This is a genomic window from Hymenobacter antarcticus (assembly GCF_039539545.1).
In the GTDB taxonomy this organism is placed as follows: domain Bacteria; phylum Bacteroidota; class Bacteroidia; order Cytophagales; family Hymenobacteraceae; genus Hymenobacter; species Hymenobacter antarcticus.
The window spans coordinates 23,104-39,985 of sequence record NZ_BAABDI010000039.1; the positions used below are offsets into that span (position 1 = coordinate 23,104).

Annotated in this window: 15 protein-coding genes and 1 other RNA gene; 3 read left to right on the top strand and 13 right to left on the bottom strand. The window is 60.4% G+C overall.

Translation table 11 applies throughout. The annotated features are described in order from the left end of the window. Positions 1-16 precede the first annotated feature (16 nt). The 5 genes from ABD819_RS19470 to ABD819_RS19490 form a co-directional block, all read right to left on the bottom strand. Positions 17-1,285 (bottom strand): TIGR03862 family flavoprotein, encoded by a 1,269-nt coding sequence (locus ABD819_RS19470; protein WP_345127118.1) that lies wholly within the window; start codon positions 1,283-1,285, stop codon positions 17-19. Between the two features lie 69 nt (positions 1,286-1,354). Beyond that, complete coding sequence (locus ABD819_RS19475; RefSeq protein WP_345127104.1) at positions 1,355-3,142, bottom strand: chloride channel protein; 1,788 nt, start codon at positions 3,140-3,142, stop codon at positions 1,355-1,357. A 135-nt stretch (positions 3,143-3,277) separates the two neighbouring features. Next, positions 3,278-3,730: a nucleoside deaminase gene (locus ABD819_RS19480; RefSeq protein WP_345127105.1), complete on the bottom strand. Its 453-nt coding sequence runs from the start codon at positions 3,728-3,730 to the stop codon at positions 3,278-3,280. 10 nt (positions 3,731-3,740) lie between these two features. Then, the gene (locus ABD819_RS19485) at positions 3,741-6,842 is read right to left on the bottom strand and encodes a PD-(D/E)XK nuclease family protein (protein WP_345127106.1); all 3,102 of its coding nucleotides are present in this window, start codon (positions 6,840-6,842) and stop codon (positions 3,741-3,743) included. Between the two features lie 28 nt (positions 6,843-6,870). Further along, positions 6,871-7,356, bottom strand: coding sequence for a BLUF domain-containing protein (locus tag ABD819_RS19490; RefSeq protein WP_345127107.1), 486 nt, complete (start codon positions 7,354-7,356; stop codon positions 6,871-6,873). A gap of 325 nt (positions 7,357-7,681) precedes the next feature. On the opposite strand from ABD819_RS19490, the gene ABD819_RS19495 reads away from it, so the two are divergent. The 3 genes from ABD819_RS19495 to ABD819_RS19505 all read left to right on the top strand — a co-directional run bounded on the left by ABD819_RS19495 (position 7,682) and on the right by ABD819_RS19505 (position 10,617). After that, a complete protein-coding gene (locus tag ABD819_RS19495) occupies positions 7,682-8,617 on the top strand; it encodes a DUF3078 domain-containing protein (RefSeq protein ID WP_345127108.1) in 936 nt (311 codons plus the stop codon). 139 nt (positions 8,618-8,756) lie between these two features. Then, the gene (locus tag ABD819_RS19500; protein ID WP_345127109.1) at positions 8,757-10,004 is read left to right on the top strand and encodes an AAA family ATPase; all 1,248 of its coding nucleotides are present in this window, start codon (positions 8,757-8,759) and stop codon (positions 10,002-10,004) included. A gap of 13 nt (positions 10,005-10,017) precedes the next feature. After that, complete coding sequence (locus ABD819_RS19505) at positions 10,018-10,617, top strand: DUF4276 family protein (protein ID WP_345127110.1); 600 nt, start codon at positions 10,018-10,020, stop codon at positions 10,615-10,617. 3 nt (positions 10,618-10,620) lie between these two features. Here ABD819_RS19505 and ABD819_RS19510 read toward each other — a convergent pair whose 3' ends face one another. From ABD819_RS19510 to ABD819_RS19545, 8 genes are all read right to left on the bottom strand, one after another. Continuing rightward, positions 10,621-11,640, bottom strand: coding sequence for a Gfo/Idh/MocA family protein (locus tag ABD819_RS19510; protein WP_345127111.1), 1,020 nt, complete (start codon positions 11,638-11,640; stop codon positions 10,621-10,623). Positions 11,641-11,771: 131 nt separating this feature from the next. Then, on the bottom strand, positions 11,772-12,914 hold the full coding sequence (locus ABD819_RS19515; RefSeq protein ID WP_345127112.1) for a DegT/DnrJ/EryC1/StrS family aminotransferase: 1,143 nt from the start codon (positions 12,912-12,914) through the stop codon (positions 11,772-11,774). A gap of 43 nt (positions 12,915-12,957) precedes the next feature. Further along, positions 12,958-13,851, bottom strand: coding sequence for a glycosyltransferase family 2 protein (locus tag ABD819_RS19520; RefSeq protein ID WP_345127113.1), 894 nt, complete (start codon positions 13,849-13,851; stop codon positions 12,958-12,960). Positions 13,852-14,005: 154 nt separating this feature from the next. Beyond that, entirely contained in the window at positions 14,006-14,686 is a 681-nt protein-coding gene (locus ABD819_RS19525; RefSeq protein ID WP_345127114.1) for a cell division ATP-binding protein FtsE, read from the bottom strand. A gap of 84 nt (positions 14,687-14,770) precedes the next feature. Next, positions 14,771-14,974, bottom strand: a complete 204-nt coding sequence (locus ABD819_RS19530; protein WP_345127115.1) for a fructose-6-phosphate aldolase — start codon at positions 14,972-14,974, stop codon at positions 14,771-14,773. 111 nt (positions 14,975-15,085) lie between these two features. Continuing rightward, positions 15,086-15,742 carry a fructose-6-phosphate aldolase gene (gene fsa / locus ABD819_RS19535; RefSeq protein ID WP_345127116.1) on the bottom strand — a complete coding sequence of 219 codons (657 nt, stop codon included), beginning with the start codon at positions 15,740-15,742 and terminating at the stop codon, positions 15,086-15,088. Positions 15,743-16,034: 292 nt separating this feature from the next. Next, positions 16,035-16,132: signal recognition particle sRNA small type (gene ffs / locus ABD819_RS19540), an RNA gene on the bottom strand. A 61-nt stretch (positions 16,133-16,193) separates the two neighbouring features. Then, positions 16,194-16,882, bottom strand: a 689-nt coding sequence (locus ABD819_RS19545; RefSeq protein WP_345127117.1) for a hypothetical protein, incomplete at its 5' end; no start/stop codon positions are given.

The following is a 16,882-nucleotide window of genomic DNA, read 5'->3' on the forward strand; positions in this document are numbered from 1 at the left end:
CGGCCCGTGCTCTCCGCTACCGCACGAAATTCAGCACGCCCCGCGCCGCCCACGCCCCGGTGCTGAAACAGCCTTGCAGCAGGTAGCCGCCCGTGGGAGCCTCCCAATCCAGCATTTCGCCCGCTACGAAAGTGCCGGGCCGCTGCCGAAGCATCAGGTACTCATCAAGGGCCGGGAAGGCTACGCCGCCCGCCGTGGAAATGGCCTCATCGAGCGGTCGCAGGCCGGCAACGGGCAGCGGCACGGCGCGCAGCAGGGCCGCCAGCGCAGCCGGGGGCAGCGTGGCCGCTTCAGGGTAAGCCTCGCGCAGCAGCGTGGGCACGGCGGGGCTCAGGCTGAGATTTTTCTTGAGGAAGTCGGAGAAGGAGGCCTTCCCCCGGGGTTGGCTGAGCTTGTGTATAAGTGTGGCCTCCGGCAGGTCGGGCTTGAGGTTGAGGTGCAGCAGGGCGGGGCCGCCGCCGGCCAGCGCCGCCCGCAGCCGGGGCGTGAGGGCGTATACCGGTGTGCCTTCCACGCCATACTCGGTGAGCATGATTTCACCGCGCACTTCGGGCCCATCACTCACGCGCAGGGCCATGTTTTTGAGCGGGGTGCGGCCAATCTTCTGCCGGAAGAATGCCGACCAGCCCACTTCCGCGCCGCAGTTGGCCGGGGCGAATGGTGTGAGGGGCACGCCAATCTCCTGTAGCAGTGGCACCCAGGCACCATCGGAACCGGTTTTGGCCCAGCTGGCTCCGCCCAGGGCGAGCACCGTGGCGGCCGGCTCCAGCACAAACTCCCGGCCGGCGTCGGGCCCCGGGTTGTCGTTGCGCAGGCGCAGGCCGGTGGGGCCCGTAAAGCCCAGCCAGCGGTGGCGGGTATTGATTTCAACGCCTAGCGCCTGTAGCCGCCGCAGCCAGGCCCGCAGTAGGTCGGCGGGCTTGTGCGCCGCTACCGGGAAGATGCGCCCGCTCGTGCCCACAAAAGTCTCAATGCCCAGGTCGGCGGCCCAGGCCCGCAAATCGAGCGGCGAGAAATGCCCCAGCAGCTGCTCGAAACGGCTTTCTTCAGCTCCGTAGCGACTGGCGAAGCGACTCAGCTCTTCCACATTGCTCAGGTTGAAACCGCCGTGGCCGGCCACCAGAAACTTGCGCCCCAGCGTAGCCTGGGCCTCGAACAGCTGCACCCGCAGCCCGGCCTCGGCCAGGCGCTGGGCTGCCAACAAGCCGGCCGGCCCGCCGCCTATTATCGCTACGCTTGGTTGTAATGAGGAATGAAGAATGAGGAATGAAGAATTAAAAGTGATGAATCAGCTATCAAAGCTAACTAGCCTGACTGCCTGACGTAGTATTTTTATTCCTCAATAAGCGCAGCGTCAAGCTTCACTTTCCTCAATCAGCTGGCGGCGGTAGCGGGTGAGAATGGCCGACTTGAGGATGAAGCCGAGGTAGCGGCCATCTTCCTCGCACACGGGCAGGGCCCACACGCCGTGCCGGTCGAGGAGCGCCAGGGTGTGCTCGAGGTCGTCGTTGGGGCCGACTACGGCGGGGGCGGGCTTCATCAGCTCGCGCACCATGGTGGTGCCGTAGTGGGCATCGTCGAACAGGGCGTCGCGCACCGAGTCGAGGCTGACCACGCCCAGCAGCCGGCCCCCGGCCGCCACCACCGGAAACAGGTTGCGCGAGGCATGCCGGAAAATGTCGACCAGCTCGCCGAGCGTCGTGTTGGGCCGTACCGGGATGAAGCCGGTATCGAGCAGCTTGCGCGGGTCGAGCTGGGCCAATAGGCCGCGGTCGCGGTTGGCGTACACGTCCACACCCCGGGCTGTGAGCTTGCGGGTGTACACGGAGTAGGGTTCGAAATACTTGGTAATGAGATAGGAAGAGCTGCTCACCACCATCAGCGGTACAAACAGGGCGTAGCCGCCCGTGATTTCCGCGATGAGGAAGATGGCCGTGAGCGGCGCGTGAATGACGCCCGCCAGCGTGCCGGCCATGCCCAGCACCACAAAATGAATTTCGGGGATGTGGACCAGCCCGCTCAGGTTGATGAGCCGGGCGAAGAAAAAGCCCGCTAGCGCCCCCGCAAACAGCGACGAGCCGAACATGCCGCCATTGCCGCCCGCGCCCACCGTGATGCTGGTGGCCACTACCTTGAGCATGAGGCTAAACAGCACCAGTACCAGCAGCAGCCAGGGGTTGTTGTCCTGATAAACGGAGAAAATGCTGCCATCGGTGATGCGTTCGGCGTGGCCGCTCAGTAGCAATTCTACTGTGTTGTAGCCCTCGCCATAAAGCGTGGGAAACAGAAAAATGAGGCCGCCCAGCATGGTGCCGCCCAGCAGCACCTTGCGCCAGTTCAGGCCCGGCCAGCGCTCGAAGAAATGCTCGAACCAATGGTAGGTCCGAATCATATACACCGAGAAAAAGGCTGTGAAAAGGCCCAGCAGCACGTAAAACGGCACCGCATTGACAGGCCAGCTGGTGGTGATGAGCACGAACGGCTGGCCCGCGTACAGGGCCTTGGATATCACCGTGGCCGTGGCCGAGGAAATAAGCAGCGGGATAAAATACTGCGCGGGCAGCTCCAGCAAAATCGTCTCAACCGCGAACAGTACGCCCGCGATGGGCGAGTTGAAGATGGCGGCCACGCCGGCCGCCGCGCCGCAGCCCGTGAGCAGCCGCCGCCGCCGCCGGTCCAGGTGCAGCACCCGGCCCGCGTTGGAGCCCAGCGCCGCGCCCGTCACCGAAATCGGGGCCTCGGTACCGGCCGAGCCGCCGAACGTGACCGTGAGAAACGCCGTAATCAGCTGCGAGTAGAGCTTGGAGCGCGGCACCACGCTGCCCTCGCGGGCCGTGTTGTAGATGATGGGCCCGATGCCCCGGCCCAGCTGCCCGCCCAAAAAAAGCTTGGTGAATAAGGCCGTGAGCGTGATGCCGATAACCGGGTACACCGAAAGGGCAAACACCCGCTTGGGCTCGTCAATGCCCATTTGCAGCATTTCCTGGCCCCAGCGCACGGAAATTTTCAGCACGACGGCCGCCAGGCCCGCGCCGGCCCCCACCAGCACGCTCAGCAGGAGCATGTACATCCGTTCGCTGATGTGGCGCGCCCGCCAAACCAGCAGCGGGCGCAACAGGCGGTGAACGGCGTGGTGGGGCATGGGCAGCAACGGGAGGTTAACGCTTAATCAGCAACGCAAAAGCCGGGCCGGCAGATGTAGCTGACGCAAAAAAAGCGCGGCTTTCGCAGGCTTTTTAGTAAAATCGCGGCAACGGTGGGTTTGGTTGCCTGCGACTTACAATTCCATAATGTCCTCGTTCCAGAGCGTGGGCTCGGCCGCGATGAACTCATCCATCATGTCGACGCACTCCTGCAAGTCGAGGTCGACTACTTCCACGCCGTGGCTTTCCAGAAAAGCGCGCGACTCGCCGAAGGTGCGCGACTCGCCCACCATCACCTTGGGTATTTTGAACTGCACGATGGTGCCGGCGCACATGTAGCACGGCATGAGCGTGGTGTAGATAACGGTGTCGCGGTAGCTGCGCTGGCGGCCGGCGTTGGTGAGGCAGTCCATTTCGCCGTGCTTGATGGCGGAGTCTTCCTGCACGCGCTTGTTGTGGCCCTGGCCCACGATTTTGCCGTCGCGCACCAGCACCGAGCCGATGGGAATACCGCCTTGGGACCGGCCCAGGCGGGCTTCGTCGATGGCGGCCTGCATGAATTCGTCTTTCTTGGGCTGGTCAGTCATGGGGAGTTTTTTAGCGTGCGCAGATGCCTTTGTAAGGGCAGTACTCGCACTTGGTAAAGTCGTCGGTTTTGCGAATGGGCTCGGCGGGGTCCAGCATTCGGAGCACAATTTTACGCACCAGTTCTTCGGAAACGGCCACGAAGTCTTCGCCGCTTTCGGTGAGGAAGCTTAAATCGGCGGAGAGCAGGCCTTCGTCGAGGTTGCGCAGGGAGAGAATGGCGGTTTCGGCGGTTTCGCGCTTGGCGGTATGGGCCAGCATGAGGCGGTAGAGCCAGAGCTGGCGCACCTTGTCGGCGCTCGACGACGGCTCGGTGAGCAGGCGCTCCACGGCTTCGGCGGGGCTGAGGCGGTCTTTGTAGCCGCGCAGCTGTAGGTCGTTACGCTTCACGAGGCCCGACTTGTAGTCGACCACGCGCAGGCGGCCGTCGGGCAGCTGGTCCACGCGGTCGGCGTAGCCGGACAGGCGCACGGCGAGGCGCTCGGGCTGGCCGGGCACGTCCACGAACACGGTGGCGGCCAGCTCGGCTTCCAGCCCAAACAGGCGCAGGGGCAGGATGCCGGGCTGCTCGGCCATGCTTTCCAACAGGCGCACCACCAGGCGGGTGGCCACCTGGCCGTACACGTGGTTGAGGCCTTCGTCGGCGCGGGCGTGCTTTTCGGTTTCTTCCTGGCGCAGGACCTTCTGCACCTCGGCCGGGGCCAGCCGCACCAACTCGGGGATGTCGTCGGCCGTAATCTGGCGGGCTTCCTGCTGGAAGGGCCGCATCAGGTTTTCCAGCGCCTCGTGTATCATGGTGCCGAAGCTGCTGGCTTCCAGGGTTTCTTCCACCGCCTCGTTCTCGTGGAAGCGGGCCACTTTCGAGAAGTAAAAGCGCAGCGAGCAGGCCAGAAAATCATTGAGGCGCGAGGGCGAAATATTGCGCTCCAGCACGCCGCGTAGGGCGGCCAGCATTTCGGGGTCTTTCTCCAGCACGAGGTCTCCTTGGGAGGAGTTAGGAGTTAAGAGTGAAGAGTTAAGAGTTAAATCAACAGATGCTCCTGATTCAACTCTTAACTCTTCACTCTTAACTCTTAACTCCGAACTCTTAACTCCCAACTCCCTCACGCCGACTGTCAAATCTTCCAGCGTGAGCTGCGGGTTTTGGGGCAGCAGGTCGTTTTGTAATTGCAGCAGGAAGCGGCTGCGCTCGCCGCTCTTCATGCCCTCGGCTCCGGGCAGCACGTGCACCAGGTCTACGCGCTGGGCGCGTTGCAGCAAGCGCCAGAAGTTGTAGGCCGTGATGGCTTCGGCATCGGCATAAGTCGGGAGCTTGAACTCCGCGAGCACGTCGAACGGAAACAGCGACTGCTGCTTTTTGGGTGCGGGCAGCACGCCCTCGTTGCAGCTCAGGATAATAACGTGGTCGAAATCCAGAGCCCGGGTTTCGAGCAGGCCCATCACCTGCACCTCGGCCAGCGGCTCGCCCGAAAAAGGCAGACGGGTGCGGGCCATCTGCTCGTACAGAAACCGCCGGAACGAGCGCACCGACAGCCGCTGCTCGCGGCAGTCGAAGGCCGAGTCGAGCTGCTTCACCAGCGTGTAGAACAGGTACAGGTACTCGGCCCCGAGGCTGGCTTCGCGGTCGGTATCGGCCACTTCGGCGGCGTATACCTGCCGCAGCAGGTCGATGATGGTGTAGCAGGCCGCGATGATGTCGTCGCAGTTGTCCCAGGTTTTGAACAGGGCCCCGATGAGCGGGTGGTGCGCGCCCAGCTTCAGCAGCTCCTCGGCGGGCAGCAGCACGGCGTTGAGGCGCACGATTTCGCGGCAAATCTGGTCGAGCAGGCCGTGGTACTGGGGTTGGTCGGCCTGGGTATCCTGCCAGTGCTGGTAGCGGCGCAGAAACGGGTGGCTCAGCAGCTTGCTCACGGCCAGGTGGTGGTAGCGGGGCACCCCGAAACCCGTTTCGGCGCTGCCCTCCCGGATGCCGGTTAGGTGGACCTCAAACAGCAAATCGACCAGGTTGAACAGCGGTGTAGCCTGGAAGCTCAGGCCCATGGTCACGTTGTAGTCGGGCACCTCGTTGGGCGGCAGGCCGTGCAGCACGGGCAGCAGCAGGGTTTCGTCGGGCAGCACCACGGCCACCGAGGCGTCGGGGTATTGGCGGCGGGCTTCGGCCAGCAGCTGGCCGGCCAGCTTGCCCTGCATGCTGGGGTTGGCCACGCCCAGGTAGCGAATGTGGTGGGGCTGGCCGCGCAGCCACTCCACACCGCCGCCGAAGCTGTCGAGCGGCAGGTTCCAGTTCTCGAAGTAGCGGCGCAGGTGCTGGCCGGCGCGGTTGGGCGAGTCTTTTTCGAGGTAAAACGGGTCGGCATCGAAGCGGACTTCGGCCCGCCCGGCCTTCATCAGCAAGCGAATCAGCTGCTCTTCCGACTTTGATAAATTGCCCAACCCCACGAATACGTGCTGGGCGGGCGCGGGCTGGGCGGGGTCCAGCAGGCGCTGCTCCAGCTGCTCTACGGCGCGGCGATAGGCCAGGCCGGGGTAGGCCAGGTGCTGGGCCAGCATGCGGGCTTGCAGCTGGTGATACACCCGCTCCAGCTGGTCCCAGAAGCTGAAAGAGTGCGCGGCGGCCTTGCTTTTTTCGGGCAATTCGTCCAGCTTCCAGCGCTCCAGGGCCTTGGCCTGGCTCAGGTATTCGAACACCTTGTGGGTGGGGGCGAGGTTCTGGTCGAGGGTCGAAAAATCGTTCAGCAGCAGCCCGGCCCAGCCCACGAACTTGTCGAAATCCAGCCCGGTATCAATCTTTTTTAGAATATCGAACAGCAGCAATTGCAGCGCGATGGGTTCTTCGACCTGCACCCCGGCCAGCTCCATCATGTAGTCTTCCATGGCGGCCACGCGCGGGGCCCACAGCGGCGCGCCCAGCGGCAGGGCCAGGGCCAGCTCGTTTTTGAGGTAGACCACGGCGCGGCGCGTGGGCACCACCACGATGATATCGGACAGCTCATCGAGCGGGCCGGAGCCGTAGCGGTCCAGCAGCGCGCGGGCGGTGGTGGCCAGAAACGAAAGCGGGGCGGCCAGCGGCGCGGCGGCCCCCGCAACGGGGTAGGAAGTGGGCAGGGCAGGCATTGGGGTAAAGATACCGGCCCGGCCCCGCTCAATACACGCCGACGGGCCGGGCATCGGCCGGCCAGGGGTCGGGCAGGGTAGCGTCTACTTCAGTATGAGCCAGAAACTCCTTCAGCAGCTTCATCAGCTCGGGGCGGGTGTGGGGGCGCGGCACCAGCAGGCCGGGCCGGTCGGGCGGTACGTTGCTGAGCAGGGTGCGCAGCACGCTGGCGGAAGCTTCGCGGAAGCCCAGCGGCCAGTTGGGGAAGCTGCGCTTCAGGGCCGGTCCTTCGCTGTAGACGCGGCTGTTGAAGTGGCGCGGGTCAGTTATAACCCTGTTCAGATACAGGCCGCGCACGGCGCTTTCTTCGCCTTCCAGCACTTGCAGGAAGCGGCCATCGGGCGTGTACAGCAGCAGGCCCGTGATGTGGTGGGCCGTGTTGTAAGCACGGCAGACGGCCAGCATGGCCACTATTTCCTCCTTTTCGAAGGGCACCAGCGACTGGCTCTGATAAATGAGTTGGTATATTCCCATAGCAGTAGGAAGATGAGAGATGGCTAGCACAACTTGAGCTCCGGGATGGCCCGGGCGCTCGGACATCGGTGTCAACGACTTAAGCAATTTAGTGAAATAAAAGAATATTCAGCTTCTGTTATTAATTAGATAATCCTGCTTTTTATCGCCGACCTGCGCCCTGTCAGGGCTGGGTGGCCCGGTACGGGAAGCGAAAAACCCTGGCCTGGCCGGGGGCGTATCCCGTTTATTTTCATCCGAACGCGCCCTCGGTGCGCCAGCAGCGTCTGAGCCGCTACGTTCGGCCACCGCCGCTACCGGCCTGTCTCACCCCTTTCCCTCGTCCATGCGTCCATTCTACGTTCTGCTGCTGGCTGCCGGTAGCCTGGCCTTCGCGGCTCCTGCTCAAACGCTGCCCGTCCCGGCTCCCGCGCCTGCGCCCGCTCCCGCCCCGCTGTGGCGCAAAACCCTCAAAACCGGCCTGGGGCTGAACGAATCCTTGCTCAGCAGCAACTGGCGCGGCGGGGGCGTGAGTACCATCGGCTTCAACGCCCTGGCCAATGCCCGCGCCAACCGCAAGCTCGGCGCGCATAGCTTTGATAACGAGGCCGATTTCCTCTTCGCCTTCTCCCAAACCAAGGGCCTGGGCTACCGCAAAGGCCAGGACCGGCTGTTTATCGACACCAAGTACGGCCGGGCCATCAGCACCGATTGGGACATGTTCGTGTCGCTGAACCTGCTCACCCAGTTTGCCCCCGGCTACAAGTACGACACCGATGCCGCCGGCCTCGACCGGGCCCGGCAGGTGTCCGACTTCTTCGCCCCCGCCTTCATCACCGCCGCCTACGGCTTCGAGTACCACCCCGTGCCCTACTTCAAGCTGCGCCTCGCGCCCTTTGCCCCGCGCCTCACCGTCGTGAACCGCGCCAACCGCTTCGTGGCCGCCCTCGGCGACACGCCCTACGGCGTGAACCCCGGCCACAGCACCCGCTTCGAGGTGCTGGCCGCCCAGGTGCTGGCCGATTTCGACAAAAACCTCAGCCCCACCGTCAACCTCAAGGCCCGCTACGTCCTCTTTGCCAACTACCGCAACCTCACGCCCCAGGAAATCGACCACCGCCTCGACCTCGCCCTCACCGCCAAAGTGGGCAAATACGTCAACGTTGGCCTCACCGCCATCGGCCTCTACGACTATGACCAGGACCGCGGCGTGCAATACTCCCAGGGCCTCACCATCGGCGTGGCCTACGCCGTCCAGAACTTCGAGGACGAGAAGAAGTAGGGGCGTTAGCGACAGAAACTGGAGTAGCTGAAGAAGCGCCGGGGCCGTGGGGTTCCGGCGCTTTTTTGAGGGGTACACTGGTCCCGCCCGTTGGCTGTTTACCTTCGCACTCTCACCCGCAAAGTTCCCGCATTTCGTCATGGCGAAGAAAAAGCCCACTCCCCCCGCAACCGAAGCTGCTGAAGTTTCAGCGCAGCCGTATTATTTACAGCGGGCGCATATCAAGGGTTTTCGCTCTATCCGGGATGCCAAGGTGGAATTTAAGCCGGGGCTGAATATTATAATTGGGGCCAATGGGTCGGGTAAGACGAATTTCGTGCGGGTTATCAGCAATGCTATTGATACTACCAGAGGGAATAGCAAGCATTTAGGTGTTGAGGCTACTTTTACACTATCCGGTAGACAAGAAGTAGAAATTACATTTAATAAAAAGCAAACGGAACCGCGCCTTGGAATGGGAAGTGTCAATTTTGTTCAACAAAAGGTAGTGACCAAAACAGCTGGCATATTCGGTGAAGGTGAGCACTTGTTTGATGCATTGATTAATAATCAAGCTTTTTCTTCTTTAGATAATTTATCTTGTCAAGCTATACTTATTGGGCATGGCGTACCAGCTAAATATAACCTTGTTGATATTCCTATTAACCTAAAAATTGGTAGTTATTTCGAATCCAATGATGCACTTGAAAGATTCCCTCAAGCAATAATTAACAGCTTTTTTTTCGACGTTTCAACGACTTACCATTTTGCTGGTGATAAGAGATTTTCAGTTGAGGTGTTAGAAAGGATGCTGTCCGAAGCAGCTGAAGTGCATTTGAAACCTATAGAGGTTTTTTTACAACAATATACTCCGATTGAAGCAGTCAAAGTAGGAGACACTAAATTTTACTATGATAGAAAAGATGAAGTTCTTATAAAAGGGTTTAATATCGAATTCAAGGTCAATGGTGATTGGTTTGCATTCTCTGATTTATCAAGCGGAACCCAAAGGATGTTCTATATTATTTCTGAATTGACTACTATCGATAGATATAGTGGCATCGGTGATATCGGAACTTCACCAGTTATACATAGAACGGACAGAATATTTCTCCTCGAAGAACCCGAATTAGGCATTCATCCGGACCAACTCCACAAGCTTCTGCTATTTCTCCGCGAGCAATCCGAGAAGCATCAAATCATCATTACCACGCACTCGCCCCAGGTGCTGGATATGCTGAATGAAGATGAGTTGGACCGCATCACCATCTGCGAGCTGGACGAGAAAAAGGGCACGCAGTTTCGCAAGCTGAAAAAGGCGCAGATTGCGACGGCGAAGAAGTACATGAAGGAGGTTGGATTCCTGAGTGACTATTGGCGCTACGGCAGCCTGGAGGAAAATAAGTAGCCGCTTAGTGTTTATGGCTAAGCAGAAGCGAGTATTCAGCATTGGGCTGATTGGCGAAAATCCGAATGATAGCAACGCCTTGGTTGCCTTGCTAAAGCAGCGGTACGAGGGGCGCTTCGCGTTCACCTACCTGGGCAAACACCGCACCGGCGACCAGTTGAGCAACCCCAAAATGCTGCGCGTTTTGCAAACGGAATTCGCTGCGAAACAGCCAGCATTAGTCATCTATATCCGCGACCTTGATGCGCTGGCTTCCAGCACGACCAAGTGGCAGCAGCGTCAGGCGGAATTCGCAAAAATCAAGCAAATTGTGGGCGAGGAAGCATTATTTCTGCTGCACGTCTATCAATTTGAAGCGCTGATACTGGCCGATATTGATGCCTTCAACCGACAGTATCGGGTGAGCTATAGCGTGAAGGGTGACCCCACAATGGTGGAGAAGCCCAAACAAAAGCTGATGTCGGCCACCGACAAGCCTAAAGCCGCCCGCCAGTATCACGAAAACGACAGCGCCGAAATAGCAGCCAAACTCGATTATGCCAAGCTGGTGAAAAACTGCGGCTATTTCCGCGACTTCGATGCTGCCTTTGCCGCCAAGCTTCCCAAACAATAGTAATTACCGCAGCGCGTAAATCCGCTCAATTATCTCCACCACTTTCAGGCCTTCCAGCGCATTGGTGGTGGCCTGGCTGCGGCGCTGCACGGTGTCCACTACGTTTTCGATGACCTGAACGTGGTTGGCGGCCGAGCCCTGGAAGAGGCCGTAGTCGTTGGCGGGGCTGGTGGGCGCTAATTCCGGCATCTGGTAGTCTTCGAGGTGGCAGTATTCCACCTTGTCCATGTACTGACCGGCGATGCGCAGGCTACCGCGCTCGGCCACCACGGTGAGGCTGCTTTCGAGGTTGCGGTCCCACACGGCGGTGCTGTAGCTGAGGGTGCCGCTGCCGCCGCGCAGCAGGTCGAAGGTGACGAGGCCGCTGTCCTCAAACTCGGTGAGGTCGGTGTGGGTGAAGTCCCGGAACCGGGCCGAAAGGTTGGTGATATCGCCGAATACCCAATATAGTAAATCGACGAAATGGCTGAACTGGGTGAAGAGCGTGCCGCCGTCGAGGGCCTGGGTGCCCTTCCAGCCGCCGGGCCGGTAGTAGCGGGCATCGCGGTTCCAGAAGCAGTTGAGCTGCACCAGAAACACCTGGCCCAGGCGGCCCTCGTCCACCACCTGCTTCAGCCAGGCGGCGGGGGGCGAGTAGCGGTTCTGCATCACCCCAAACACCAGCCGGCCCGTTTGCAGGGCCGTGTGCACGATGGTTTCGGCATCGGCCTTGGTGAGGGCAATGGGCTTTTCGATGACGACGTGCAGGCCGTGGCGCAGGCCGGCCACCGCCTGCGGGGCGTGGCAGCCGTTGGGCGTGGCCACGGTGAGCACGTCGGCGGCGGGGCCGCTGACGAGGTATTCTGCGAGGGAGGTGAAGAATGGAACGCCCGGGAATTCGGCGGCGAGGCCGGCTTGCAGGTCGGCGCGGGTGTCAATCAGGGCCGCCAGAGTGGCGCCCTCGTGGCGCGAAACCAGGGCCGCGTGGCGGCGGCCAATGTGGCCCACGCCGCAAATGGCGAAGCGGACGGGAGAGGTTTGCATCGTAGCGCGGTTTTGATAAAATTTCGCACAGCGTTAAGAGGAGGGAAAGGAGTTTCACAGACCAGAAATTCAAACCTCTGTGAAACTCCTTTCCCTCCTTTTAACTCTGTGCGAAAAAGTAATAGTAACTATTAAAATTGCTTCAGTAACTCGGTAATATACCCCACTTGCCCGGCTGTTAGAAGCGGATGAATGGGCAGCGAGAGCACGGCTCCGCACAGCCGCTCGGCCACCGGAAACTGTCCCGCCCGGTAGCCCAGGTAGGCATAAGCCGCTTGCGCATGCACCGGCAACGGGTAGTAAATCATCGTCGGCACCCCGCAGCTTTTGAGAAAATGCTGGAGCCTATCGCGGCGGCCGGCCTCATCTAACTGAATGGTGTATTGATGAAAAACGTGGCTGCTGCGCGGGTCACGGGCCGGAATAGTCAGGCCGGGCACGCCGGCCAGTGCGGCATCGTAGCGGGCGGCCACGGCCTGGCGGGCCGCCGTGTTGGCGGGCAGCTGCCGCAGCTTCACCCGCAGCAGGGCGGCTTGCAAGGTGTCGAGGCGGGAATTGAGGCCGATATGCTGATGGTGGTATTTCCGACTCTGGCCGTGGTTGGCGAGCTGGTGCAGCAGGGCGGCGCGGTCCGCGTCGCGGGTGAGCAGCGCCCCACCATCGCCCAGGCCCCCGAGGTTTTTGGAGGGGAAAAAGGACGTGGTGCCGATTTCGCCCACCGCGCCGGCATAGGTCGTTTCACCGTTCTCGAACTGAAAAGTAGCCCCAATGGCCTGGGCGTTGTCTTCAATAAGCGCCACGCCGTGGCGGGTGGAAATCTGGCGTAAAGCCTCTAAATCGGCGCACTGCCCGAATAAATGCACCGCCACAATTGCGCCCGTGCGCGGCGTGAGGGCTGCTTCCACGGCGGCGGGGTCGATGTTGAAAGTGTCGGGTCGCACGTCTACCAACACGGGTTTCAGGCCCAGCAGGGCGGCGGCCTCCAGCGTGGCCACGTAGGTGAAGGCGGGGATGATGATTTCGGCCCCGGCCGGCAGGTTCAGGCTCATGAGCGCCAGCGTGAGGGCATCGGTGCCGTTGGCGCAGGGGATAACGCGGGTTCCGCCCAGGTACTCGCCCAACTCCGTGGCAAACTGCCCCACGGCCGGCCCCTGGATGAAAGCCGCCGAAGTCAGCACTGCGTGCATGGCCTCGTCGAGCGCCGGTTGCAGGGCCGCGTGTTCGGCCGCCAAATCGAGCAAAAGAATAGGGGAGGGCGGGGCGGGAAGAATCAAAACAAGGCCGAAAAAAGACGTTCGCCAAAGATACTGGCCAAACTCAGGCCAGCTCCCGCAGCAGCCACGATAGTTTCAGCAGGTCGAGCAGGGCCAGGCGCGGATTAGTCGAGAGCAGCTGGCGGCGCAACGTCGGTGCGGCCGTGCCGAGCACGGCGCGGGCCGCCGGAGCCAGGCCCAGGCGGCGCAGGCGCAATACTGTTTGCAGCAGCCGCGAATCGGTGCCGAGGCCGTCTTCGCGGTACACCCGCGCCAGATTGCGCACCGCCTGTTCGCTTTTTTGCAGGAATACGGCGGCTGGTTCCAGCCCGGCGTGCCGCACGGGATTGGCCAGATGCAGCACGGAAATATGCGCGGCGGCCAGCTCCAGGCCAAATTTTGTGTCCTCGTGGCCGTAGCTGGTCAGCCGCTCATCGAGCGGGAATCGTCGGAAAATGTCGGCCCGAATCAGGGCATTATTAATGGTGAGCTGGCCGTAGGGCGCGGCCTGGCGCACGGCGGCGGGGCGGGCTTCCCGCGCCTGGCCATAAAGCCAGCGGAGCAATAGTTGGGGGTCGCTGGGCGGAGCCGCTTCGTAGCAGGTGCCACCGATGAGCACGGCGGCGCGGTCGCGGGCGGCGGCGTAGCGGGCCAGAAACTGGGTATCGGGGAGCAGGCTGTCGTTATCCAGCAGCAGCAGCCACTCGTGCCGCGCGGCGGCGGCCAGCTGGTTGCGGATGGCGGCCCGGCCCACGTTGCGGAGTAATTCCTGGTACTGAACCTTCGGGTGCGCAGCCAGCCGCCGGTTCAGCGCCCGCACGTCCTTCTGCGAGCCATCGTCGAGCAAAATAATTTCGGTTGGCCCAGGCCAGTCACCTAATTGTGCGGCCAGCGAATTAGTTAATTCGCGAACATCCCAATTGAAAACCGGAATTAAAATAGATAACCCAGCAGCCATACTAATTGTCAATCAACAAGTAGAAATTAACAATTAAGCTGTTAGTCATTAGTTGTCAGTTGTTTGTAGGATGGCAATCGTCTGACTGACAACTAACAACGAGCAAATGACAACCCGTGTATTTTTGAATGACTACCCAAGCAGGGCGTATGAATTACCGAGGCCGCGCCGAATCCAGCAATTCGCCCTCCTTACACGTCAGCACGCGGTGCGGGTATTTCTCAATCAATTGAAAATTATGCGTCGCCATCAAAATAGCGGTACCCGAATTATTTATCTCGCCAAATAGCTGCATGATGCTGGCCGAAACATCGGGGTCGAGGTTGCCGGTGGGCTCATCAGCGAGCAATAGCACGGGCTCATTCAGCATGGCGCGGGCGATGACCACGCGCTGCTGCTCGCCGCCCGAGAGGCGGTGCGGCATGCGGTTGGCGGCGCTGCTCAGGCCCACGCGTACTAGTACATCAGAAATGCGCTGCTGCTTCTGCGATTTGCCCTTCCAGCCCGTGGCGTTGAGCACGAACAGCAGGTTTTCGGCCACTGTGCGGTCGCTCAGCAGCTGGAAGTCCTGAAACACGATGCCCAGCTTGCGGCGCAGATACGGCACCTTACTAGCCGCCAGCTTCGGCAACGGATAGCCGGCCACGGTGCCCATGCCGCTTTGCAGCGGCAGGTCAGCATACAGGGTTTTTAGCAGCGACGACTTGCCCGCGCCGGTGCGGCCCACCAGGTAGGCAAACGCACCCTTTTCCAGCGCAAACGACACGCCCTGAAGCACGGCTTGCTGCTCCTGCATTATCGTCGCGTCGTGCAGCTCAATAACGTTTTCAGTCATGGATAACGCCACCTTTTCGGTGAGGAATGGAAATACGGTAGTTGCCGAATTGTGCTAATTAAACAACAGGCCCACCGTAAAAAGTTAAATATTGAGCGGCCGCAGCTTCCCGAATTCCAGTCCCGAAATCACGGCGGCCAGCTCCGTTTCCTTGCCTTCGAGGCCGTAGCGGTGCAGGTCTTTCAGCGGCCGGTCGGCCCGGAAATAGGCGATGAGCACAAAAGCTTCGTCCCGCAGCTGAATGTAGTCGGGGATTTTAGCCTTCCCTTTTACTTTGATGATGTACATTTCTTTTGAATTATAAATTATAAATTTTGAATTATAAATTACTCATTCGCAATCGGCTTTGAAATTTGAGCGAGTAATTTATAATTTATAATTCAAAATTTATAATTCAATTTAAGAATTAACGCGCTTGTGGTCGGCCAGAAACGTAGCCAGGCCCTTGTCCGTGAGCGGATGGTTGAGCAGCGCGGTGATGACGCTGAGCGGGCAGGTCACAACATCGGCCCCAATCTCGGCGCACTGAATGAGGTGCGGGACGTGGCGCACCGACGCGGCCAGTACTTCAGTGGGGTAGCCGTAGTTGCTGAAAATCTGCACGATTTGCTCTACCAGCTGCAGGCCGTCGTGGCCAATATCGTCCAGCCGGCCCACGAAGGGTGACACGTAGGTAGCGCCGGCCTTAGCAGCCAGCAGGGCCTGCCCGGCCGTGAAAATCAGGGTGCAGTTGGTCTTGATGCCCTTGTCCGAGAAGTACTTGATGGCTTTCACGCCTTCTTTAATCATGGGCACTTTCACCACGATGTTGGGGTGCAGCTCGGCCAGCTCTTCGCCCTCGCGGATGATGCCGTCGAAATCAGTCGAAATAACCTCGGCCGATACGTCGCCGTCCACCAGCTCGCAGATTTGGCGGTAGTGGGCCATCACGCTGTCGATGCCGCGGATGCCTTCCTTGGCCATCAGCGAAGGATTGGTCGTCACGCCATCGAGGACGCCCAATTCCACGGCTTCGCGGATTTCGGCCAGGTTGGCGGTATCAATGAAAAATTTCATTCGTTAGCTATTAAGTTGTTAGTCATTAGTTGTCAGTTGTTAGCAGGATGGCAATCGTCTGACTGACAACTAACAACGAGCAACTGACAACCCGTTTACTTTTGAACGACTGCTTAGCTGTTAGCTATTAGCTATTAGCCGGTAGCTACTCGTTCGGGGTAGAGCCGCGCTTCAGAGCTATCGGCTAACCGCTGTCAGTTAACAGCTAATAAAAAAAGAATCGGCCCCAAAGCTACTCATTTGCCCGCCAAAAGCGGAACGGAGAAGCGTCGGGGCCGACACGAAAGAGCAAAAAAAAGCAAGCCAAAATCGCACCGCTACGACCACCTACCCTTGCTACCTTCCGGTCCTGGGGGAGTTCAGCAGGAGCTGGTCGTTCTGACTTGCCGCTGCAAAGATACGCACAGATTTCGCGTTTACGTGGGTTTGAGTGGATTTTTTTGGGCTACTGCTACTCCCGCACCAGGCTCAGTACCTCGCGGCGGGCTGTTCCGGCCAGGTGAAGGTGGTAAGTGCCGGTGGGCAACCCGCTGAGCGCAAGCTGATATTGACCATCGGCGGCTAAGGGCAAGGCCGTGGCCGGCCGCACCACGCGGCCCAGCGCATCGGTAATGAAATAAGTGAGCGGACCGGCCCAGCCACGGGCATCGAGGGTGGTGCTGGCCGCGGCGGGCAAGGGGAAAAGCCGGGCGGTGGCAGTTCCCGCGCCCGTTTTGGTAGCCGAGGGCGTACCGAACGTAAGGCGGATATTGGGCGAAATATTAGTAGCGGTGAGCGTAGTGTTGCTCGTGACGGGGTCGGAACCGGTGTAGCGGCGGCAGGCAATACGGATGGGGTTGGTGGTGATGCCGTAGAGGTAGCGCGCCCGCGGCCCGATGGTGGCCTGCACGTTGCCGGCCTTGCGCAGTACCAGCACGGCGAGGTTTTGGGTGGCCGTATTGGGGTAGGCGAAGGGCGTGCGCAACACCACTTCCTGGTAGCCGCGCGGAGTGGCATTGGGGAAGGTGCCGGCGCACTCTACCCTGCCATTTTTCCAGGTATTTGATAACAAGCGACTTGCGAAATAAGCCAGTTCAGTAAGGCCATCACTTGTCGGGCCAGTGCGTCGGTGCTGGCCGTGGCTGGGCGGGTGATTTGGCG